Genomic DNA, 21,033 nt, shown 5'->3' with positions numbered 1-21,033 from the left:
CGGCATGGATCGAACATGGAAATCAATGGCACAGAAGTTGCCTGTGGAACCCTGCGGCGATCTGGTCGAGGATGTGCTGAAAGGCATCTATATGGAGGAGGGCGATCTTGGTGATGCCATGCTGCTGTACCACCGGGAGGCCGTCACGCTGATGGAGGAAATCAAGCAGACGATGTCCCCCGAGGACTGGGAGCGCCGGGAGCGGACGGCAAAGCCACGCTGGGGCGCTCGCTGTACCTGCACGGCCTGCGGAGAGGATTTTATTGCCGGTTATACCAAAGGCGGTATCGTGCTGAGGGAGGGCCCGGACGGCGTGATCTATGACGGCTATGCAGAACCAGGCGCGGACGCCAATGTGTACCTGGATGGGGAAACAGTCCTGTGTCCGTACTGCTGGACATCTCTTGAGGTGACACGCCGGGCGGAACTGCGCAGCGGGCGCACCTACCAGGCCCTTCAGGCGGAGGTGGTCAATGTGGAGGCATACACCGTGGTCATGTACTGGCTGGTGAGCCGTCATTTTGATGATACCGGTGGCGACTACACGGTGTTCTGTCCCCATGCCGCGCTGCTGATCGACCTTGACGGAAAGCTTCGCCGGTTCCGTGCCGAGCGCGTCGGACGCGAGGTGCGGGACGTGATTTGGCACCCCTGCGCCTACACCCGGGACCCGATGCAGATCCCCTATTATTCCTGGGAGGCGAATATGCATCGAAAAATAGGGGGATGGACGTTGACTTACGGCCCGGATCTGGGCGGACACACCGGAGAAAAGAGCGCTCTGGATGAATATATCGGGGAAGGCGGAACCTGGCCGGGGGCATACCTCCATGTGTGGGCAAAGCACCCGCAGGTGGAAAACCTGGTTCGTCAGGGGTTTGCGGCCGCGGTCTGTGAAGCAATAGACGACTTTCTGGATCGTGCCGCGCAGTTACAGGATCTATGCGACGCGCCCCCCATCAACTGGGTGGACTGGAATGAGGTCAAGCCTCACCGGATGCTGCATATGAGCAAGTCCGCGTTCCGGGAGATCAAAGAGAAGCGGTGGCGCGAAGGGGACGCGAAATGCTGGGACAGATACCGGCGTCAGATCCAAAAAGCGGACGCCATGGATTTTGAGTATTGCCGGGAACGCATTGGTAGTAAAGCCGTCGGGCAGCTTCTGGAGATGATCGCCGCCGGGTGGGAGGACCTTCTTCCTCTGCGTGCGGTGCGGTATCTGGAGAAACGCCGGATGCTGGAGGATGGGGTGCAGCTGTTGATTGACTACCGGAAAATGCTGCACGACGCGCATATGGCGGAGACCGAGGAAACGCTCTGGCCCCGTGACCTGATGGCAGCCCATGAGCGGATCACCCAGTACTGGGCCAATCACTTTAAGACGGCGTATCAGCTGGGCTTCACCAGCACGTTTATCCGGTACAGAGACCTGGAGTGGACAGATGGAGATCTGTGCATTGTCCTTCCGCGGGTGGAGGCGGACCTCGTATCTGAAGGGAAGATCCTGCGCCACTGTGTCGGCACGTATGGAAAGGACCACTGTTCCGGGAAACCGGTGTTCTTCGTCCGGCACCACCGACGCCCAGAGCGCAGCTATTATACGCTTCAAATCGATATGACCAGAGGGATACCCAAAGAGATCCAGCTCCATGGTTACGGAAATGAGCATCACGGAGAGCACAAGCAGTACAAGCATAAAATCCCGCAGAAGGTCCGTGATTTCTGCGACCGTTGGGAGCGTGAGGTTTTGACACCCTGGTTTAAGGAAAAGCATGTTGATCCGAATCAGAAAAAGAGGTCCAGAAAGGGGAGAAAGACGGCTTGATATAGATGGTCAAGGTCCTCTCCTGTACATACTTGAAAAGAATCAAATGGAGGTAAAAAGCGCATGAGCGATTTGAAAGGGGCAAAGAAAGTGGCGGTGGAGCTGGGGATCGACGAGCCGGATGACGGGGAAGGCCGCCTGCTTGCGGAGGAGTACGGCATGAACGGGATTCCGCCGAAGAGTGCAGAGAGGGACCTGCCTATCATTGAGGCGGAGATCCTGTTTTATAAGCGGCAGGCCGGGGCGTCCATCATTGAGATCGGCAAGCGGCTGAACGAGGCGAAGGCCCAGCTTTCCCACGGGGAATGGCTGCCGTGGCTGCGGGAGAAGGTGGACATTTCGGAGCGGTCCGCAACCAACTTTATGCGGATCGCGCGGGAGTATCCTGAATCGGTAAACATTGCTGATTTAGGAACCTGCAAAGCCTTGGCGCTCTTGGATTTGCCGGATTCTGAGCGGGAGCGGTTCGCCGCCGAAAAACATGTGGTGAACGGTGTGGAAAAGGGCATCTCGGAGATGACCGGGAAGGAGCTGAAACAGGCTATCCGGGAGCGGGACGCGGCCCTTCGGGCGGCGAAGAGGCAAAAGCCGCCGTGGAGGCTGCGGCGGAGAACCAGGCGAAGATGGAAGCGGATATGAAGCTGATGAAAGAGCTTCAGCAGAGGGCGAAGGAGGCCGAAGAGGCAAAGACGGCGGAGATCCGACGGCTGGAGAGTGAGCTGGCGGCAATCAAGTCCCAGCCCGTTGAAGTGGCTGTGGAGGTTAAAGACGCCTCCCCGGAGCAGCTTGCCCAGGCCCGGGCCGAGGCGGCCAAGGAGGCCCACGCATCCATGAAGCAAGCGCTCCAGGCGGAGCTGGACGCCAAAGAGTCCCAGTTAAAAAAGGCCCGTGAAGAGCTGAAAAGCGCCCGTGAGGAATCCAAGGCCGCGAATATCAACCTGCGGCAGGCGGAGAAGGAGGCCCGGGAAGCCAAGGCGGCTGCCGAAAAGGCCCAGAAGATGGCCCAGGTGAACAGCAACCAGAACATGGTGCGCTTTACGGTGCTGTTCAACCAGGTGCAGGAGACAGTGAACCTGATGGCTGACGCTGTGGAAAAGGAGACTCCGGAAAACCAGAAGAAGATGCGGGCGGCCATGAAAGCCCTGTCCGCCGCCGTCGGAAAGGCGGCGGAATGAGGATCGAAGCGCCATGCCGTCTCCGGGAGCGGTTCCACTGCGAGCAGTCTTACCACAGGGGGCGTTTTGTGCTGACAGGGCTGAACTTCTTTTATTGGGGCAGTCGGTCCATGTCAGGTGTGACGCTGTGCGGCAAGAGAAATCCCGGTAATCGCCAGGAGAACACATCGTTTTTTGATCCAGAGGACGCAGCGGAGGGTGTCCGCATTGCCTTTGAGATCCCGGACGCCCTTGTGATCCCCGGCTATCCTCTGCGGGAGCTGGGGATGGATACAGATGCGGTTGGGCACCTTCAGGGGCTGAATCTGACAAAAGACGGGTGGGAGTTTCACATCTATTTTGGAAAGGACTATGGCGGCCCGCGAAAATCGGTGCGGACCGCAGTCCTGGACAAGCTGTTCAAGCCGCTGCTGCCGCTGCACGCGGTGGAGGTCCGGCTGGACGATTTTTTGATTCTGTGAGGTGATCGTATGAGCAAAGGGAAAATCAGGGCGGCCATTGGGATGGCCGCCTGCGCCCTTTTCGTGATGACCGGCGAAGTGCTGCGGCATCGGCGGGGGACTGCCCAGAACTTGCGCGGCGACCGGATGAAGGCGGCCGGCGGGGCGCCGGCGCATTGCAGGAACTGCGGATGTCCGGAGTTCTCGCAAATTGCCGGGCGGAGGATCTGCATCTGCTGTGGGGCTGTGTTGGACGAAGATGAAGCAGATGAAACGGGCGAAATGTGATACCTGCGCTTTCCGCGCAGAGAAGCACCGGATCTTCCGGTGCAATTATGCCTATCTGACCGGGCACACGAGGAGAGCGGAGCCTCCGGAGAAGTGTACATACTTCCGGAAAGGAGAGCGTTTGGAGTCTCCCAGAGAAGCGGAGCGGTTTTTTGCGAGTGGAGCAGAGTTTGCAAGAACGAGGAAGCCTGGGGCAGGGGCAAAGACGAAGTACGACTGGAGCATTGCCCGGACGCTCTATGGGCAGGGGAAGAATGACGGGGAGATCGGCCGGGTGATGGGGGTGGCGTCCAACACCGTGACCAGCTGGCGGAGGCGGGAGGGACTGCCCGCCAACGCCGCGGCGGGCGGCCGCAGGAGGGAGGAGGGGACAGCCTCCGGGAGAGGCGCGCCATGATAAATCTGAGAAATCCCAGGGAATACTGCGAGAACTTTTTGATGATCCGGGATAAAAAACAGCGGATGGTCTCGCTGAGATTCAAACCCGCCCAGGAGAACCTGTACCGGATCATCAAGGAGGAGCACCAGGCGGGACGGCCTGTCCGCCTGATCGTGCTGAAAGGGCGGCAGGAGGGCATCTCCACGGTGACGGAGGCTCTGATGTTCCAGGACGCCGCCACAAGGCCGCTGGTGCGGACCCTGATCGTGGCCCACCGGGACGACGCCACAGCCAACCTGTTCAACATGAACAAGCTGTTTTACGACTGTCTGCCGCGCTCTGTTCAGCCTATGCGGAAGAACAGCAACGCAAAAGAGCTGGTGTTTGAGAATCCCACACGGGATGAAAATGAGAAGCGGCGGCGGCCTGGACTGCGGTCCCGGATCAAGTGCGTCACCGCCGGCGGCAAGGGAGCAGGCCGGTCGGATACCCTGACCAATGTACATCTGTCGGAGTACGCCTTTTGGCCGGGGGACAAGAAGGGCCTGCTGGCGGGCATCATGCAGGCCGTGCCGGACGATCCCAACACCATGGTCATCATCGAGAGCACTGCCAACGGCTTCAACGAGTTCAAGGAGCTGTGGGACGGCGCTGTGGACGGGACCAACGGCTGGCGGCCTGTATTCCTGCCCTGGTACATGGAGCCGGAGTACCGGCGGCCTATGGAAAAGGGAGCTCCGCGCGGCCGGCCGCGTGGGGAGAGGAGCCGCAGAGGAACGAGTGAGGAACCGGCGGGGGACGGTTCCGAGGGATGCGCAGTTTGCGGCGACGAGGGGACCGTTTGGACCGCCGAGGAGGAGAAGCTGCGGGCGGCGTATCACCTGGACGACGAGCAATTGTCCTGGCGGCGGTGGTGCATCCGGGTGAATCTGGGCGGAGACGAACAGCTGTTCCGGCAGGAGTACCCCAACACGCCGGACGAGGCGTTCCTGCTGTCCGGTGATCCCTACTTTGACAATGACACCATCATGGCCCGGCGGCGGGCGGCAAAGGAGCCGCTGCGGGTGGGCCTGTTCGAATATCCGGAGCCGGAGATCGAGGGGGGAGCGCCCAGAGAGTGGACCTTTACAGACCGGGAAAAAGGCCTTATCCGCATTTTTGAGGAGCCGAAGCCGGGCGTCCCCTATGTTCTGGGCGGCGACACCGCCGGAGAGGGCAGCGACTGCTTCACCGCCCATGTGCTGGACAACACCGACGGCCATCAGGTGGCGGAGCTTCAGCAGCCCCTCTCCGAGGTCCTGTATGCCCGGCAGATCTTTTGCCTGGGGCACTACTACAACACGGCGCTGATCGGCGTGGAGGTGAATTTCTCGACGTATCCGGAGATGAAGCTGGAGGAGTGGCACTATCCAAAGCTCTATCAGCGTGAAAGGTTTGATACCTTTACAGGGAAGATGGTGGAGGCGTTTGGATGGTTGACGAGCTCTAAGACCCGGCCTGTGATCCTGGCGGGACTGCACACGGTCATGGAGGAAGCGCCGGAGCTGGTGGTGAGCTTCCAGACCCTGGGGGAAATGCTGACCTTTGTCTACGGCAAGGACCGCAAGCCCCAGGCGGCGGAGGGGGAGCATGACGACCTGGTGCTGGCGGCGGCTATCGCCCACAGCATCCGGGGACAGCAGCGGTACACCGTGGACCGGCCCGACGGAGAGAAAAAGCGGTGGACGGCGGACATGTGGGAGGACTATAACGCTGCCGACGAGGAGACCCGGAAATTGCTGGTGAAGCGGTGGGGGTCCCATCGTGACCCGGCTTGAAGCATGAAAAGCCCGCCGGGGAGGTCCGGCGGGCGGTGTGGGTTATAGCGGTTACTGCTTGTCAACAAGCTGGGGAGTGGTCCAGTCAGAGGTAAGGATCCCTTCAGCGTCCACTGTGACAGACAGCTTGCTTTTATATCTGTTTTGAAATACATCTAAGTATTCAATGTCAAAGTCAAGAGTCCTTTTAAAGTCTCGGGGCACCGGTATTGCTTCAAAAATCAAGTGGAGATCCAGGGCGGGAGAGACGTCACCTGTAAATAGTTCTCTGTATTTTCCATGACGGTCGGGAAGAGAGACTGTTGCCTGAAGCGCAGGGCCAGGCCCGATGTTCCTCACATAAAAATCAAAGAAACGGTGCGGATTTATATCATAGGCGTCTTTTGTAAATTCCTCCGGGATGACCGTGGAACAGGAGGCATCGATCTCCTTCAGGTAGGCGGAATATTTTGAACGCGCTTTGCCGTCTGGGTATTCCCGAAGGTCAAAGAGCGTCAGATCCACGATCGGGATCAAGGAGCAGCGGCGGGCCTCCATGGATTCCTCGTGCTGCTGCCTGCCTTGCCGCCGGCTTTCGTGGAGAGCAAGAAGCGCGGGGATGCAGCCGAGAAAGCTGCCGAGGTAGCTGCCCCAAAAGTCCAGCCAATCAGGGGCTTTCAGCGCATTTTGCGTGGGAAGCGGGACGTACATGAAAAGATTTACGACAGCAGGAAACAAAAGCGCAGTCAGAATGCACAGGAGAATCGCGTGTTTTTTGATCCACTGAAGCATACAGGGACTCCTTTCAATATTTGTGCTGGCAACAATATATTCCAAATTTTTCAAATTGTAAATAGAAGAGCGTTTTCAGGAGGAAATGAACATAGAAAAGCCAGCCGGGGAGACCCGGCTGGCACAAACGCATGATAAAGGGCGCATCAGGAAAGGCCTTTGCTGAGGAGATACAGACAGAGCTGGTTCATGCTGATCCCCTCGTCAGCAGAACGCTGGGCCAGCAGCTTGTGGAGGCTTTTGGGAATACGGAGCTTGAACTGGCCGCTGAAATCCTCCAGTCTGGCAGGCTCCAGGATGGGGATGCCGTCCTCCAGGCAGGCGGTGAACCAGGTTTTTTTCGCGTCCTCGAGCATCCGAAAGCCCTCTTCCACGGTATTCGCGGAGGTAATGCAGCCGGGAAGCTCCGGGCAGTGAAAGGCATAGCCGCCCTCTTCCTCGTCGGGGATCACCTCCACCCGGTAGGGCAGAGACATGTAGTAGTGCAGATCCTTCTCCATAACAAACCGCCTCCAACGGCCAGACGCGTCATTCCTCCGATTCCAAATACTGCTGGACAGCCTCCGCCACCAACTTGATATACGCACGGTTCATGGGCGATTGCTTTGGGAGCGTGATGGGCATACACCCGGATTTTCGGAATGTATAGTGACTGCTGTCTCCGCGGGGCTGTTCACGCTGGTAGCCGATGCTTTCCAGGGCCTTACATAGATCGTCAAATCGGAGATTGGGGCTTTTTTCCAAAATGGCTGTAACAAGTTTATCCCACTTACTCATTTTTTATTCCTCCTGCATGTGAGAGATAAGTAAAAATCAAAAGATTTGTGATTCGGGAAGCGTTAAAAGTTGAGAAATAAAAATAAGTTTTGAGATTTGAATGTTAGATGTTTGAAAGTTAAGTTTTGAATTTTAAAAATGAAGTTTGATCATGTTGATTTCTTCCCGATATCTGGATTATACCATGGTGTCATATATGGTGTCAAGAGGAAGTTTCGCTTTTGAAAACTGCCCAGGCGGGGCCTGAGCAATTTTGAAAAGCGGGTATACATATTAAAGAACGCGCGCGTGCGTTCTTTGCGGGACCTTTAAACGCCTATGTTTGAGCTGAAAGAGATTTTCCGGGACGGGGCGGGCGGAACGGCGGCTTCCGGCCATGGGTAGAAAGCAGAGTGTGAGACCGCTTTGCAAGATTTGTCAAGGGCACTCCTGCGCGGGGGCGTGGGAACTTATGCTTTTATACACGGGGGAGAGAGGATCATGATTGGGAAGGTATGTTTTTGGGGCCCCTGCCGGAGCCCAGCGTAGCGGACAAGGTAAGCCGCGAGAGCGGCGAGAAGGCCCTCTGGAGGGGTCCGGTGGGGAGAGGACGAACGCCGAAATGAGTGAGTTCTCGGCTTTAGACGAGAACGAGGGATATGGAGGAAGTGAGGACGATGTATATGGTGACAAAGATCGTTAGCGGCAATGTGGTGGAGCGGAGAAAAACCAGGATCACCCGGCGGCCGGCCAAGCGGGGGGGCCGTGTCCGGGGGAACAGCAGCGAGCGGAAGCTGGTGGGGAACCGGGAGTATGCCAAGCTGGCCCTGGCCCGGACCATCAACTGCAACATGACGCCGGGGGACCTGTGGCTGACGGCCAAGTTTGACGCTGAGGGCCTGGAGACTGTGGGCGGGAGTTTTGAGGGGGCCAGGAAGGCAGGGAGGAAGTTCATCGACCGGCTGGTGTACCGCATGAAGAAACTGGGGCTGGTGTGCAAGTGGTTTTTGGCCGCGTCGGAGATCGACGGGGAGACAGGAGAGCTGGTGCGGCCCCATGTGCATATCATCATCACCGGCGAGGGCTTTGAGATCCGGGATAAGCGGCTGTACTTCGGGGCGGAGCTGGTGGACGATATCTGGGGCCTTGGCACCGTGGACTGGCAGCCTCTGCGGCACCAACAGGACTATTACCCCTTGGCGGCCTACCTGGTGAACCAGGCCCGGGGTGTGGCGGACGAGAAGAAATGGACCTGTTCCCGGAACATGAAAAAGCCCAAGGTCACCCGGGAGATCGTCACCAGCGGCGGGCAGCTGCGTGTCCCGGCCGGGGCCGTGGAGCTGCCGGGGACCCGGTATGACCCAGAGAAGGGGCAGAATTTTGTGCGGTACATACCCAAGGCAAAGGACCCCCGGCGGAAGGTGGGCGGACATAAGGAGATGGCGCTGGCTTTGGACGACAGGAGGGATTCTGGTGGGCTTTAAGAAGCTGCGGGGGATCGCCCTGCCGGAGGAGAAGCAGGGGCTGATCCGTTATACCTGCCTGACCTATCGGGAGCAGCCGGGACATGTCCAGCGGAAGATCCTGCGGCTGTGCCGGGAGCAGGGCGGGGACTATGCCGCCGCCCTGTGGGAGGTCGTGTGTACCTGGGAGAGCGTCACCAGCATTTCAGGACGGCATCATGTGGATGCATCTGTGCTGTATGATGCCCGAAAACGCTTTTTTGAGGCCTGGTAGGGGCATGATACCTACGATGTTCACAATTTGTTCAAACAACTTTTTTAAACTAAAGCGACCGTCAAGCCCTTGCGCCGCTAAGGCGCAGGGGCATTTTTAAGTTCCCGATAACTGAAGCCCTCTGTGTGCTACGCTATTAGCATGGATCAAGAATGAGCGCGGCGGGGGAGGTGTCGGCGTGGCGGAGAGGACAGAGGCGGAGAAGCTGGGCGAGGTTTTGAAGCCCAGGGAACGGACGTTCGTGCGGGAGTACCTGGTGGACCTGTGCGGCACCAAGGCGGCCGTCCGGGCAGGCTACTCCGAGAAGTCCGCCGCCAGTCAGGCCAGCCGCCTGCTGCGGAAGCCGGAGGTCCGGGCCTACCGGGACGCATTGCTTCAGGAGCAGTTTGACGCCATCGGCGTGACAAAGCACTCTATCGCGGCGGAGGTATGGAAACTGTATGAGCGATGCACCCAGCAGAGGCCGGTGAGGATCTGGGACAGCCAGAAGCACGAATATGTGTTCGCCGGACTGTGGGAATTCGATGTGAAGGGCGCTTTGAAGGCCCTGGATATGCTGCGGCAGATGCTGCCGGAGATGGGAAAGGACGAGGGCGGCGGAGCCGGGCCAAGCCTGGAGGATATGGTCATGGGCGGTGGCGGCCGGGAGTTTTGACGGAACATGGAGGTATTTATGGCGAAACGGTACGATGAAAAAACACTGGACAGGGGCCCCCGCGAAAGCAGCCATTATGGGGCCCCCGCGCGGCCTGCCGCGTGGGGAGAGGAAGCGCAAGGGAGCGGTTCGAGACCTGGCCGAAAGGCCGGGGCGAGAGGAGCGGACTTTGCGCTGACGATGTGGAAAGAGCGATTTCGCCTGGCGAATGACGCCTATACCGCCGAACAGGGACGGATGAAGCGGCGGGAGGCGCTGCTGAACGGCAGTCATGAGATCGTGACTCCCGATGGCAAGCGGGCAAAGAAGCAGGCCTCCCATGTGCGGAACGTGTGCTTTGAGCTGGTGGAGACCCAGGTGGACAGCAACATCCCCCAGCCAAAGGTGACGGCGGTGCGGCAGGAGGACGAGGAGCAGGCGAAGCTGATCGAGGACTTGCTGCGGAATCTGCTGGACCGGCTGCCCATGGAACGGATCAATGACGAGGCGGAGCGGATCAGTCCCACCCAGGGCGGCTACGGCCTGCTGGTGGATTGGGACAGCTCGGCCGCCGGCCGGGGATGGATGGGGGCGCTGAAGGTGACGCTGCTGCATCCCCGGAAGATCATTCCCCAGGACGGCGTTTACCAGGTGGCGGATATGGATTACCTCTTTGTGGAGGACGCCCAGACGAAACGGCAGATCCGGGAGCGGTTCGGCGTGGATGTGTCCGCCGAGAACGAGGAGGAGCCGGAGGCCAGGGCATTGAACGCGCCTGTCAGCGCCGCCGACGAGCTGGTGACGCTGCGGACCGCCTATTACAAGAACCGGCGGGGCGGCATCGGGCGGTTTCGCTGGGTGAACGACGTGGTGCTGGAGGACCTGGAGGACTATCAGGCCCGGCGGGTGCAGGTGTGCAGGGGATGCGGAGTGCCGGGGGACGGCGTGAGGTGCCGCTTCTGCGGCAGCACCCGCTTTCGGGAGGAATTGCAGGAGGATGAGACCCTGACCGACGATCTGGAGACCGCGTCGGGGCTGGCGATCCCAGCGGAGAGCCCGGCCAGAGACGAGTATGGACAGGTGGTCATGCGGGATGTGGAAGCCCCCAGTCTGATGGAACCGCTGATGGGCGGGACGGCGCTGATGCCGGGCATGGAGCCGCCGGGTGTGGCGGGCGTATACAGTGTGCGGCAGGAAGCGGTGATGGAGGCCACCAGGATCCCCTTCTACAAGCCCTGCGTGTTCCCGGTGGTGCTGCGGAAAAACGTCAGCGCCAGCGGGCGCTTCCTGGGCGGGAGCGACATCGACGCCATCGAGGACCAGCAGAACACCCTGAACAAGATCGGCACCAAGGTCAATGAGAAGGTGCTGGGCGGCGGGAGCTTTGTGACGATGCCGAAGGGCATGGGACGGTTCCAGACCGATCAGGACAACCGGGTGCTGGAGGTGGAGAACCCGGCGGCGCTGAACTGCATCCGGTCCTACAACACACAGGTGGATATCAGCCAGGACATGGCGAGGGGCCAGGAGGTCTATGAGGAGGCCAGGCAGACCATCGGCATTACGGACAGCTTGCAGGGGCGGCGGGACCCCACCGCCACCAGCAAGGTGGCAAAGGAGTTCGCCGCCAGTCAGGCGGCCGGCCGCCTGGAGAGCAAACGGGTGATGAAAAACGCCCTGTTCCAGGATCTGTTCGAGGTGCTGTTCAAGTTCATGCTGGCCTACGCCGACGAGCCCCGGCCGGTCATCTCCTACAATGAGCGGGGGGAGAAGGTCTACAAGGTCTTTGACCGCCACGATTTCCTGTATCAGGACGAGGCGGGGGCCTGGAAGTACAACACAGATTTCCTGTTCAGCTGTGACAGCTCCGCGCCGCTGGCGGCCAACCGGGAGGCCATGTGGCAGGAGTGCCGCATGAACTTTGAGAGCGGCGCCCTGGGGGATCCCACGGCGTTGACGACGCTGGTGCGGTTTTGGGCCCAGATGGAGGTGCTCCACTATCCCATGGCAGAGAGCATCCACAAGGAGCTCCAGGAGGAGTTGGAGCAGCAGAGAGAGGCGCAGCGGACGATGGACGCCATGGGCGGCGCAGCCGGCGGCGTACCGGGCATGGGGGCGGTATCCGCTCCGGCAGAGGACATGGGCGGCGGGGACTTCCCGTCGGACGGGACCATACAGGAGGCGATGATGCTGTGAGATGCCCGGAATGTGGATTGGAAATGATCGTGTATCAGGTGACGGAGGAAGGGCCGGAATTTGTGTGCCGCAATCAGCGGTGCGGGGCCTTTGACCAGCGGCTGCGAAAGAGATCCGACGCGGCGGAAGAGGAGCCGGAGCAGACCGCAGAGTGAGCGCTCCGGACTTTCACGGACTGCGCCGGGCAGATGCGGCGGCAGCTGCCTGATCCCATCCACCGTCCGCCATACGGTGGATGCGGCATCTGTTTTTCCTCCTGCTGTGACAGGTGGGGCACCACCTGTCCGGCGGAGTCCGTGAGAGGAACTGAAATTGGCTCTTGGGCGGAGTAAAAAGCCTAGTTTTGAAGAGAGAGGAGGAACGGCTGTGAAGAAGAACGGCGGTTATGCCGGAAAGATCAAGAACAGCGGGACCCAGGCCGTTAAGGCACCCTTTGGCACCGGCGGCGGCACCAAGGGCACCGTGCGGATCACGGGCAATGACCTGCGGACCGGAAACGGCGGCAAAAAGAGCGGCAAATAAAAGCCGCTGACAACGTGAGCCGGTTTACCGGCAGAGTCCCCCGACAGGGGGCATATCGCACAGAACGCGGAAAAATCTGAAAAGGAGACGATACATCATGGAAGATATCACCCAGCAGGAGATCAATGAGGTCTTTGGCGTTGAGGGCACAGAGAGCCAGCAGGAGGGCTCTGAAAGCGTCCGGGAGACAGAGGCCCAGGAGCCCGTTCAGGAGGGGGCGGAGGCCCCCCAGGAAGCGAAAGAGAGCCTGGAAGCCAGCGAGACAGACGTCCGGCAGGTCCGACAGGAGATGCCGGCTGAGGAGCGGCACCGTCAGGCGGCGGCGAGGAGAGCCCGGGAGGAACAGGCCCGGGCCGAGGCGGAGCAGGCCCGCAGAGATCAGATCTACGCGGACCTGTTCGCTGGGCAGGCGGACCCCTATACAGGGAAGCCCATCCTGACAGAGGCGGATTTCCGCGCCTACCAGAGCGAGCGGGACCGCCGCCGGCAGACGGCGCAGCTGGAAAAGGCGGGGATCGATCCCGGCGCCATCAAGGGGATCGTGAGCCAGGAGCTGGCCCCCATCCAGGAAAGGCTTCAGCGGGCGGAGATGGCCGCCATGCAGGAAAAAGCCCGGGCTGTGAACGCACGGGCGGAGGAGTCCATCCGGGTGTCTCTGAAAAACATCAGCGCCATGGACCCCAGTGTGAAGAGCCTGGAGGATATCGCGGCGCTGCCTACGGCGGCACGGTTCAACGAGCTGGTGCAGAAGGGCGTGGGCCTGGAGGACGCCTTTTATCTGGCGAACCGGAAGGCCATTGACGAGCGCAAGGCGGCGGCGGTCAAGGCGGCGGCCCTGAACGGCGCGGTGAGCCGGAAACACCTGGATCCGGTGGGCGCGGGCGGCAGCCAGGAGGCGGTAGAAGTGCCTGCGGAACAGCGGGCGGCCTACCGGGAGATGTTCCCGGACGCCACGGATGCGGAGATCGACGCCGCATACAGGAAGTTTTTGAAAGATCTGAAATAAAAAAGGAGATTTGGCTATGGGTTTGAAACTGTCGAAAATGGATGTGGGACTGACCCCGCCCATTGAATACCTTCCCGGCAAGGAGGGTGAAACGTATACGCTGGGGGAGGCCCTGGCCCTGGACGCAGGAGCTGCCACGAAGTGCGGCGCCGCCGCACGGCCCGACTATGTGGCCGTCGGTCCCGCAGACGAAAAGGGGGAGGTCCCCGCGGTGAAGGTCCAGGACTACATGACCTTTGAGGCCACGCTGTCCGCCGCTGCGGCAGGTCTGGCGGTGGGCGGCAAGGTGAGCCTGTCCGCCGACGGCTTGCAGGTGACGGCAGGCGAGGGCGCAGGCATCGTGACGGCCCTGGAAGGCACCGCGGCGGGGGACGCCGTGACGGTGCGGTTTTAAGATGAAGCAACCGAGGATATGAAGAAAGTGAGGAAGATATGAGCGGTTATGTGACGGTATCCATCGGCTCCGGCCTGGTGGATTCTGTGTATGGCAAATGCCAGTTTCCCATTAAGAGCTATCTGGAGAAGAAGGGCGAGGCCTTTGAGCAGGCAAGCCTTTTGAAAATGCTGTTCCGCATGGAGAACTCCAAGCATTGGGCGGAGCAGTACGGCGGCGAGACGGGCATGGATGATTTCGAGGCTGTGGGCGAGGGCGGCAACTATCCCAGCACCGGCTTCCAGGAGGATTTCCAGAAGACCATCGTCAACGAGACGTGGAAGAAGAAGTTCAGCGTTACCCAGGAGCTGGTGGAGGACGGCCGCCTGGGCACCATGAAGAAGCGGGCCAACAAGCTGATCACCAGCTATGACCGCACCCGTGAGAAGTTCGCACGGGCTATGTATGCCGGCGGCCTGGTGGGAAAAAAGGTGAAGTTCGGCGCAAAGACCTTTGACTGTTCCTCCGCCGACGACAAGGCGCTGTTTGCCAAGGACCACCCCTGCAAGGTAAAGGGCGGAGACCAGTGCAATCTCTTCAGCGACGACCTGACAGCGGAGAACCTGGGCAAGCTGGAGACCCGGATGCAGAACATCAGAGGCGCCAATGGCGAGCTGCTGGCGGTGGCCCCGAAAACCATCTGGATCCCCAACGATGCAGTGATGAAGCAGAAGGCCTTTGAGGCTGTGGGTTCCGACAAGAACCCTATGGACAACACCAATGCCTTCAACTATCAGTACGGCCGGTGGAACATCCTGGTGGACCCCTATCTGACCATGATGCTGGAGGACCTGAAAATTCAGGAAAAGCCCTGGTTCCTGCTGGACAGCGATTACATCCAGGAGAACGACGGCCCGATCTTTCAGGACCGTGTGAAGCTGTTGGTCCGTTCTGTGCTAGATGACAACAACGACAACAACCTTTGGTTGGGCCGCGGCCGGTTCAGCGCGGGTTTTGCCGATTGGCGGTTCGTGGCGGCTGGCGGCGTGACCGGCGGCGAGGCGCTGTAAGGGTATTCGTTGACAAAATGCGGCGCACTGTGTAGAATAAACACAGGCGCTGCCAAAACGGCAGGCGGTCGGCCACCCCCAAAGAGTTCCCGCAAAACCGCAAGGTTTTGTGGGAAGAGGAGGGGCAAGGAAGCGGATGGAGTTTTCGCCAAAGGCGGAAACAAAATCAAGCGGACTTTGCCCCGACGAGAAAGGGGGTGAGGCTCATGCGGATTACGTTACATATCGGAGCCTTCACGGTGACGATCATCGTAAAAAGCAGGAACCGCCACCCCGGCAGGTGACGGTTCCTTTTTTAGGCACTCAAACCTAATGGGCTGACCGCTTATCGGCAGCGCCCTTTTCTATGTTTATTATACCGCTCCCGTCCGCATTGTCAAGTGGATGGGAGCGGTATTTTATTTACAAAAAAGGGGAGGAACCCAATGAACTGGCGGGAATGTAAGCTGATCGCCTTGCAGACGATGTTTTCCAATGAGGGCGCTGACATCAACGCCGACGACAGCAATCAGGACTATATCGACGCCATGCCCGGCAAGGCCAATGAGGCGATGCAGCAGCTGGCAACGGTGGGCAGGCCCATCCTGAAGCAGTTTCAGATCGCCATTGAGACAGGCGCGGAGGAAGCGGTGACGGAGGAGAAGGTAACACTGCCGGCGGCGGAGGTGCGGTATAAGCTCAAACTGACGGCATACTGCCCCAGATTCCGGTGCCTGGAGCCCCAGAGGCTGATGCTGGACAGCGGAGGCGTCTATGACCAGGCGGATGACTGGGATCTGGAGGGCGACGATGTATTGGTTCTGCCGGGGAACATCACCGGGACGTATACCATCTGGTATGCGGCGTATCCCCAGGTCATCGACGCCGGTACGCCGGATGACACGGTGATCGAACTGGCGCCTGAAGCAGCCGCCCTGATCCCGCTATATATCGCGGCGGAGCTTTATAAAGAGGACGAGCTTGCCATGGCGACCATGTTCCGGAATGAGTTCGAGGATGGGCTTGCGAAGCTCCAGCTGTCTTATGCGGCCTCCGGCGGCGCGTTCCGCTGCGGGCGGACCAGAAACACGACAGGATGGTGGTAGAGCCTGGAGGATCGCCGGAAAAACCAGCGGAGCGGATTTCTGGCGAAAAGAACGAGCACCGCAATGATTGAGCTTTCGCTGAAAGCGGAAGTGAAAGATATGGAGGTTGTGAGGACGTGGCGCAATTCGACATTCCCAGCGAGTCCCGGAAGTATTCCACGATCATTGAGACCTTTCGGGGCGTGGATCTGAACAACAGTCCGTCCAATGTGGATATATCCCGGTCTCCGGCGGCACCCAACATGGTCCGGGACCAGGTGGGCAAGGTCCGCAAGCGGATGGGGTACCGCACCATTGCCGCAGTTCCCGGCGGAGCGGCTGTCAACGGCGTCCACCGCCTGGGGGACCAGATCCTGGTCCATGCGGGCAGCAGACTGTACAAGTGGGACGGGGCGGCCGGGTTTACGGAAGCCGGTCCCATGGCGGACGCCCGGAGCCGGGGGTTTGTGTTCGACAAGAAGCTGTATCTGCTGGATGGGGCCAAGTATCAGGTATACGACGGAACGGAACTGAAGGCGGTGTCCGAAACGGCCAAGGTGCCCACCATCATCATCTCCAGAAATCCAACCGGCGGCGGGACCGCCTACGAGGCGCTGAACCTGCTGAGCCGGGCGTGGACGGAGAGCTTTTTGGGGACTGCGGAGGCCACGGTATACCAGCTGACTACCACGGAGCTGGGGCCGGAGGCTGTGACGGCGGAGGTGCTGAACAGCGACGGCACCTGGGTGAAAAAAGAGGAGAACACGGATTTTACCGTGGACCGGGAAAAAGGGACCGTGACCTTTAAAACCGCGCCGGGGGCCTCGCCTGTCAGGGGGCAGGACAATGTGAAGATCACGGCCTCCAAGGAACGGGAGGGCTATCTGGATCAGGTGGACCACTGTACAGTATTTGCCGTTTACGGCGTTGGCGGTGCGGCGGACCGGGTGTTTTTATCCGGGAATCCGGACAAGCCCGGTTTTGACTATTACAGCGGATTTGAGGACCCCGCCTTCTTCCCGGATACCGCTTATACCAAAATCAGCCGGGACGGGAGCCGGGTGGTGGGGTATGCCATTTTGAACAACGCCCTGGCGGCGTTTCTGGACGGTTCCACCGACGGGCGCAGCGTGGTGATCCGCACCGGCGCCCTGGATGCCAACGGAGAGGCGCTGTTTCGGATCAGCAATACCCTGATCGGAGAAAACGCGGTGGCGCGGGACACCTTCGCACTGTCCGGCAAGGAGCCGCTGTTTCTGACGGAGCGCGGCGTATACGCTATCACGGCGGAGGAACTGACCGGAGAGAAATACAGTCAGGAGCGGAGCTACTACATCGGCAGCGCACTTCAGGAGGCTGTGGGGAAGCGCGAGGCCGTGGGCATCATCTACCGGGACTTCTACGTGCTGTCGCTGTCCGGGACGCTGTATCTGCTGGACCTTCAGCAAAAGACCTATGAGAAGAACAGCCCATACAGCAGCTTTCAGTATGAGTGCTACTATTGGCCGAATATCCCGGCACGGGTACTGTGGACGGATGGAGACGCGCTGTGCTTCGGCACGGCGGATGGGAGGCTGTGCCGCTTTGCCGTCCATGTGGACGATCCGGAGAGCTACAACGACGACGGAGCGGCCATTGACGCCTACTGGGAGACCAGCGATTTTGACGGTAACGCCTTCTTCAAAAGCAAGACCTTCACCGGGATCGCGGTCCGCCTGGCGGCAGCGGTACTGACCGGCGTGAAGATCTTCGCCCAGAAGCGGGGCATCTGGTCCCAGGTGTTCGACGCCAAGGAGCGGGCCCGGTATCTGGACTGGAATTACATCGATTTTTCCAAATTCGTGTTTTCGGCGGACCGGACGCCCCGGACGCTGTATGGGAAGATCAAAATCAAGAAGGTGGACAAGGTGCGCTTCCGGCTCCAAAACAAGGAACTGAACGAGCCGTTTGGCCTCTATGCTTTCGGCCTGGTTTGGAAAGAACCGGGCAGCAATTATAAACGGTAAAAAGCCGTCCACGAATCCAGAGGAGTGAAGAAGCTTTTGGCATTTATGGGGCCCCGCGCGGCCTGCCATTATAGGGCCCCCGCGAAACCTGTTTCGTGGGGAGAGGAGGAGCAAGGAAGCGGCATGAGCTTTTGGCAAAGCCGGAAGCGAATAAAGCGGACTTTGCGACGACGAGTGTAAGGGAGTGAGCGAATGGCTTTGGAAAAAATCACAGAACAGCAGATGAATGAAAAGGGCGTCTGCGCGGCGCCGGATATCCTGAGCGGAACAGCGGCGCAGAACAAGGCTGTGTTTGACCGGCTGATCCGGCAGGTGGTCGTGACGGCCTATAATTCGCTGGTGGACCAGCTGAACGGCATGGGGGTTGAAAAGGCGATCCTGGCCCCAGAGGGGGCGGGGTTCAAGTACATCCGCCTGAACCGGGACCTGGTGCTGGAGACCAGCATGGACGGGGAGGCCTGGCAGGCCACCGGCAGCAGCGGCCATGTGGTGCTGGACCCGGCCGGGAACGCGCTGCCCCAGCGGAGCCGGATGCAGTTTGTCAACGGCACGGTGGAGGACGCGGACGGCGTGACCGTTGTCACCGGCGTGCAGGGTGAGAAGGGCGAGAAGGGAGACAAAGGCGACAAGGGCGACACCGGCGAGACGGGTCCACGGGGCCTCACCGGCCCCTCTGTGGTGCCCAACGTGGACGCCAACGGCGTGATGTCCTTCAACGTCCAGGATGTGGCCTCCGCGCCCCAGAGCGTATCCGTCCGTGGCCCCCAGGGACCCCAGGGCGTACAGGGGGCCCAAGGCGCCCAGGGAGAGCGGGGGCCCGCAGGTATCCAGGGCATCCAGGGCATCCAGGGGCCAAAGGGGGAGCAGGGAGAGCAGGGCGTGGCCGGTCCCCAGGGGATCCAGGGCGCGGCGGGAAAGCAGGGCCCCACAGGCCCTCAAGGCCCCGCCGGAGCCGACGGCAGGGATGGCAGGAGCCTGTTCATTGAGGATACCTACACCACGCTGGCGGCGCTGCGGAAGGCGCTGCCCACCGGCAACGACAGGATGTACATGGTGGAGGAGGATGGCGAGTGCTACATCTGGTCTGAAAATCATCAGGACTGGGTGAGCTGCGGCAAGCTGCAAGGCCCCGCCGGCCCCCAGGGACCGGCAGGCCCCCAGGGTGAGCAGGGGCCCCAGGGCCTTCAGGGCGTCCAGGGCATCCCCGGCCAGGACGGCGCCCAGGGCGTGCAGGGCCCCCAGGGCGTTATCGGCCCGGAGGGTCCACAGGGTCCCGCCGGTGTGTCCGGCCAGGACGGCAAGAGCGCCTTCACCACAGCGGTGGAGGGGGGATACACCGGCACGGAGACGGCCTTTAACACGGCGCTGGCAAAGACGCCGGAGCACATGGCGGACAAGAATAATCCCCATGAGGTGACGGCGAAGCAGATCGGCGCGGCGGAAGCGAGCCACAAACACGCGGCGGGGGATATCGATTCAGGCACTTTTGCGGCGGACCGTATCCCGAATCTGCCCGCCGACAGGATTAGCAGCGGGGTCTTTGGCGTGCCCAGAGGCGGCACCGGAAAGGGCAGCGTGACTGCCGGAAACTTTCTGGTGGGCAATGGCACCGGCGCACTGGTGGAAAAGACCTCCGCCCAGGTGCTGGCGGCCATCGGCGCAGCGGCAAAGAAACATACCCATGACGCGAGCGATATCGTCAGCGGGATCCTCGCCGAAGCCCGGGGCGGCACCGGGAAGGCAAGCCTGGAGGAGCTGGCGGCAGCCCTGGGCGGGTGCAAGATCCAGACCGGCAGCTATGTGGGAACGGGCACCTATGGGGCGTCAAATCCGTGCAGTTTAACGTTCGATTTTGTGCCGCAGATCGTAGCTATAACAGCAATCCGGGATGGCACTAGGGGCTTTGGTAGTTCACGATCATTTGCATTATTTTTTCCAGCGGCACTTCTGCCTGATTTTAAAGCTGCAGGATATGATTTATTCTATGAAGGATCAGCTATCAGCGGTGAATATCTTTATAGTAAATACCTTCCTGAATCTAGGCAACTTGCATGGTATGTTTCAAAAGGATCATACGAGAAGATGGGACAATTAAATTTAGCGTCAACTATGTATTTTTGGATTTCTATTGGCTAAAGGTTCGATTTTTCACCTGCCTTGGTAATAATCCAGGGTGTCGGATATATGCGTGAAGCAACTGGAATTGGCATAAGGGAAAGTGGATTTATAATCCGCACAGAATCAGGGCAAGGCAACTCCACCTGTAAAGTCACATCATGGGATAAAACCATAACTTGGTATACCACATCAAATGGGGGCGCTCAATTTAATGATTTGGACGAGGTATACAGTTTTCTATCCATCGGCTAAAGGTTCGATTTTGTGCCTAAGATAATGGCATTTATCGATCAGCAGAATATTTCGGCCGAGGAGTCCTTAGTTACACTCAATCAGGAAATATTAGCGGTTGATAGACTGACAGCCGAATATCAAGAAAATATTGGCTTTGGAGCTACCTCAACCAAATACGCCAAAATAATTGGAAAGACCATTTACTGGTATACTGCACCTAGCTATACATGGAAATACGGGGCCAACTGCCAGAATAATTTAAAGGGTGTTCGATATCGATACTTTGCGATAGGCTAATCGTTCGATTTTTCGCCTGAATTAGTGATCGTAATCAACACAAAAGATAATTCAAAATTTGCCGGTATCGACGGTCTCATTTGGATGGGACAACCTGGAAGCACAGACGCAGATAAAGGAGGCTTGAAGTTTACGATTCGCGGAAGGACACTCAGCTGGTACACGGAGATCTATTATGGCACCGCCCCCTATGCCAGTTACAAAGCCCAGTGTAACTCTAAAGATGCCCAATATAATTTTATTGCCTTTGCATTGTTAGAGTCGGGAGAAATTAGCCATTTTCTGCCGGGAGAAAACAGCCAATTTCGGCCGGACGAAAATCGCC

At 59.4% G+C, this 21,033-nt stretch carries 23 protein-coding genes; 20 read left to right on the top strand and 3 right to left on the bottom strand.

Features of this window, described 5'->3' with window-relative positions:
• Nucleotides 1–4: 4 nt before the first annotated feature.
• The 7 genes from Q0Z71_RS10795 (at nt 5) to Q0Z71_RS10765 (ending at nt 5,924) form a co-directional block, all read left to right on the top strand.
• Nucleotides 5–1,825 carry a PcfJ domain-containing protein gene (locus Q0Z71_RS10795; RefSeq protein WP_298022257.1) on the top strand — a complete coding sequence of 607 codons (1,821 nt, stop codon included), beginning with the start codon at nt 5–7 and terminating at the stop codon, nt 1,823–1,825.
• A gap of 63 nt (nt 1,826–1,888) precedes the next feature.
• Entirely contained in the window at nt 1,889–2,464 is a 576-nt protein-coding gene (locus Q0Z71_RS10790; RefSeq protein ID WP_298022254.1) for a DUF3102 domain-containing protein, read from the top strand.
• The gene (locus Q0Z71_RS10785; RefSeq protein WP_298022252.1) at nt 2,461–3,000 is read left to right on the top strand and encodes a hypothetical protein; all 540 of its coding nucleotides are present in this window, start codon (nt 2,461–2,463) and stop codon (nt 2,998–3,000) included. The genes Q0Z71_RS10790 and Q0Z71_RS10785 overlap by 4 nt, the downstream gene beginning before the upstream one ends.
• Nucleotides 2,997–3,461, top strand: coding sequence for a hypothetical protein (locus Q0Z71_RS10780; RefSeq protein ID WP_298022249.1), 465 nt, complete (start codon nt 2,997–2,999; stop codon nt 3,459–3,461). Before Q0Z71_RS10785 ends, Q0Z71_RS10780 begins: the two co-directional genes overlap by 4 nt.
• A 9-nt stretch (nt 3,462–3,470) precedes the next feature.
• Nucleotides 3,471–3,728 carry a hypothetical protein gene (locus Q0Z71_RS10775; RefSeq protein ID WP_298022245.1) on the top strand — a complete coding sequence of 86 codons (258 nt, stop codon included), beginning with the start codon at nt 3,471–3,473 and terminating at the stop codon, nt 3,726–3,728.
• Entirely contained in the window at nt 3,709–4,125 is a 417-nt protein-coding gene (locus tag Q0Z71_RS10770; protein ID WP_298022241.1) for a hypothetical protein, read from the top strand. The genes Q0Z71_RS10775 and Q0Z71_RS10770 overlap by 20 nt, the downstream gene beginning before the upstream one ends.
• Nucleotides 4,122–5,924: a hypothetical protein gene (locus Q0Z71_RS10765; RefSeq protein WP_298022238.1), complete on the top strand. Its 1,803-nt coding sequence runs from the start codon at nt 4,122–4,124 to the stop codon at nt 5,922–5,924. The genes Q0Z71_RS10770 and Q0Z71_RS10765 overlap by 4 nt, the downstream gene beginning before the upstream one ends.
• 51 nt (nt 5,925–5,975) lie before the next feature.
• Here Q0Z71_RS10765 and Q0Z71_RS10760 read toward each other — a convergent pair whose 3' ends face one another.
• The 3 genes from Q0Z71_RS10760 to Q0Z71_RS10750 form a co-directional block, all read right to left on the bottom strand.
• Entirely contained in the window at nt 5,976–6,695 is a 720-nt protein-coding gene (locus tag Q0Z71_RS10760; RefSeq protein ID WP_298022235.1) for a hypothetical protein, read from the bottom strand.
• 146 nt (nt 6,696–6,841) lie between these two features.
• Entirely contained in the window at nt 6,842–7,195 is a 354-nt protein-coding gene (locus Q0Z71_RS10755) for a toxin-antitoxin system HicB family antitoxin (protein WP_298022232.1), read from the bottom strand.
• Nucleotides 7,196–7,223: 28 nt separating this feature from the next.
• Nucleotides 7,224–7,472 (bottom strand): toxin HicA, encoded by a 249-nt coding sequence (locus Q0Z71_RS10750; RefSeq protein ID WP_298022230.1) that lies wholly within the window; start codon nt 7,470–7,472, stop codon nt 7,224–7,226.
• A gap of 656 nt (nt 7,473–8,128) precedes the next feature.
• On the opposite strand from Q0Z71_RS10750, the gene Q0Z71_RS10745 reads away from it, so the two are divergent.
• The 13 genes from Q0Z71_RS10745 to Q0Z71_RS10685 all read left to right on the top strand — a co-directional run.
• The gene (locus tag Q0Z71_RS10745) at nt 8,129–8,935 is read left to right on the top strand and encodes a hypothetical protein (protein WP_298022225.1); all 807 of its coding nucleotides are present in this window, start codon (nt 8,129–8,131) and stop codon (nt 8,933–8,935) included.
• Nucleotides 8,925–9,188 (top strand): hypothetical protein, encoded by a 264-nt coding sequence (locus Q0Z71_RS10740; RefSeq protein ID WP_298022222.1) that lies wholly within the window; start codon nt 8,925–8,927, stop codon nt 9,186–9,188. The genes Q0Z71_RS10745 and Q0Z71_RS10740 overlap by 11 nt, the downstream gene beginning before the upstream one ends.
• 178 nt (nt 9,189–9,366) lie before the next feature.
• Nucleotides 9,367–9,843, top strand: a complete 477-nt coding sequence (locus tag Q0Z71_RS10735; protein WP_298022219.1) for a terminase small subunit — start codon at nt 9,367–9,369, stop codon at nt 9,841–9,843.
• An 18-nt stretch (nt 9,844–9,861) separates the two neighbouring features.
• A complete protein-coding gene (locus tag Q0Z71_RS10730) occupies nt 9,862–12,018 on the top strand; it encodes a hypothetical protein (RefSeq protein WP_298022216.1) in 2,157 nt (718 codons plus the stop codon).
• A complete protein-coding gene (locus Q0Z71_RS10725; RefSeq protein WP_298022213.1) occupies nt 12,015–12,173 on the top strand; it encodes a hypothetical protein in 159 nt (52 codons plus the stop codon). The genes Q0Z71_RS10730 and Q0Z71_RS10725 overlap by 4 nt, the downstream gene beginning before the upstream one ends.
• Before the next feature lie 211 nt (nt 12,174–12,384).
• On the top strand, nt 12,385–12,540 hold the full coding sequence (locus Q0Z71_RS10720; RefSeq protein WP_298022210.1) for a hypothetical protein: 156 nt from the start codon (nt 12,385–12,387) through the stop codon (nt 12,538–12,540).
• A 97-nt stretch (nt 12,541–12,637) separates the two neighbouring features.
• Nucleotides 12,638–13,546, top strand: coding sequence for a hypothetical protein (locus Q0Z71_RS10715; protein WP_298022207.1), 909 nt, complete (start codon nt 12,638–12,640; stop codon nt 13,544–13,546).
• Between the two features lie 16 nt (nt 13,547–13,562).
• The gene (locus tag Q0Z71_RS10710) at nt 13,563–13,940 is read left to right on the top strand and encodes a hypothetical protein (RefSeq protein WP_298022204.1); all 378 of its coding nucleotides are present in this window, start codon (nt 13,563–13,565) and stop codon (nt 13,938–13,940) included.
• 38 nt (nt 13,941–13,978) lie between these two features.
• The gene (locus Q0Z71_RS10705) at nt 13,979–14,989 is read left to right on the top strand and encodes a hypothetical protein (RefSeq protein ID WP_298022201.1); all 1,011 of its coding nucleotides are present in this window, start codon (nt 13,979–13,981) and stop codon (nt 14,987–14,989) included.
• A 425-nt stretch (nt 14,990–15,414) separates the two neighbouring features.
• Nucleotides 15,415–16,074 (top strand): hypothetical protein, encoded by a 660-nt coding sequence (locus tag Q0Z71_RS10700; protein WP_298022199.1) that lies wholly within the window; start codon nt 15,415–15,417, stop codon nt 16,072–16,074.
• Between the two features lie 116 nt (nt 16,075–16,190).
• Nucleotides 16,191–18,059: a hypothetical protein gene (locus Q0Z71_RS10695; protein ID WP_298022196.1), complete on the top strand. Its 1,869-nt coding sequence runs from the start codon at nt 16,191–16,193 to the stop codon at nt 18,057–18,059.
• 192 nt (nt 18,060–18,251) lie between these two features.
• Entirely contained in the window at nt 18,252–20,195 is a 1,944-nt protein-coding gene (locus Q0Z71_RS10690) for a hypothetical protein (RefSeq protein WP_298022193.1), read from the top strand.
• Nucleotides 20,196–20,831: 636 nt separating this feature from the next.
• The coding region (locus Q0Z71_RS10685; protein WP_298022190.1) for a hypothetical protein at nt 20,832–21,033 on the top strand (202 nt) is incomplete at its 3' end.

The sequence above is a fragment of the uncultured Dysosmobacter sp. genome (assembly GCF_947631635.1).
GTDB lineage: Bacteria > Bacillota > Clostridia > Oscillospirales > Oscillospiraceae > Oscillibacter.
Note: the sequence above shows the minus strand (reverse complement) of the source record. Positions and strands in the feature narration are given on the sequence as shown.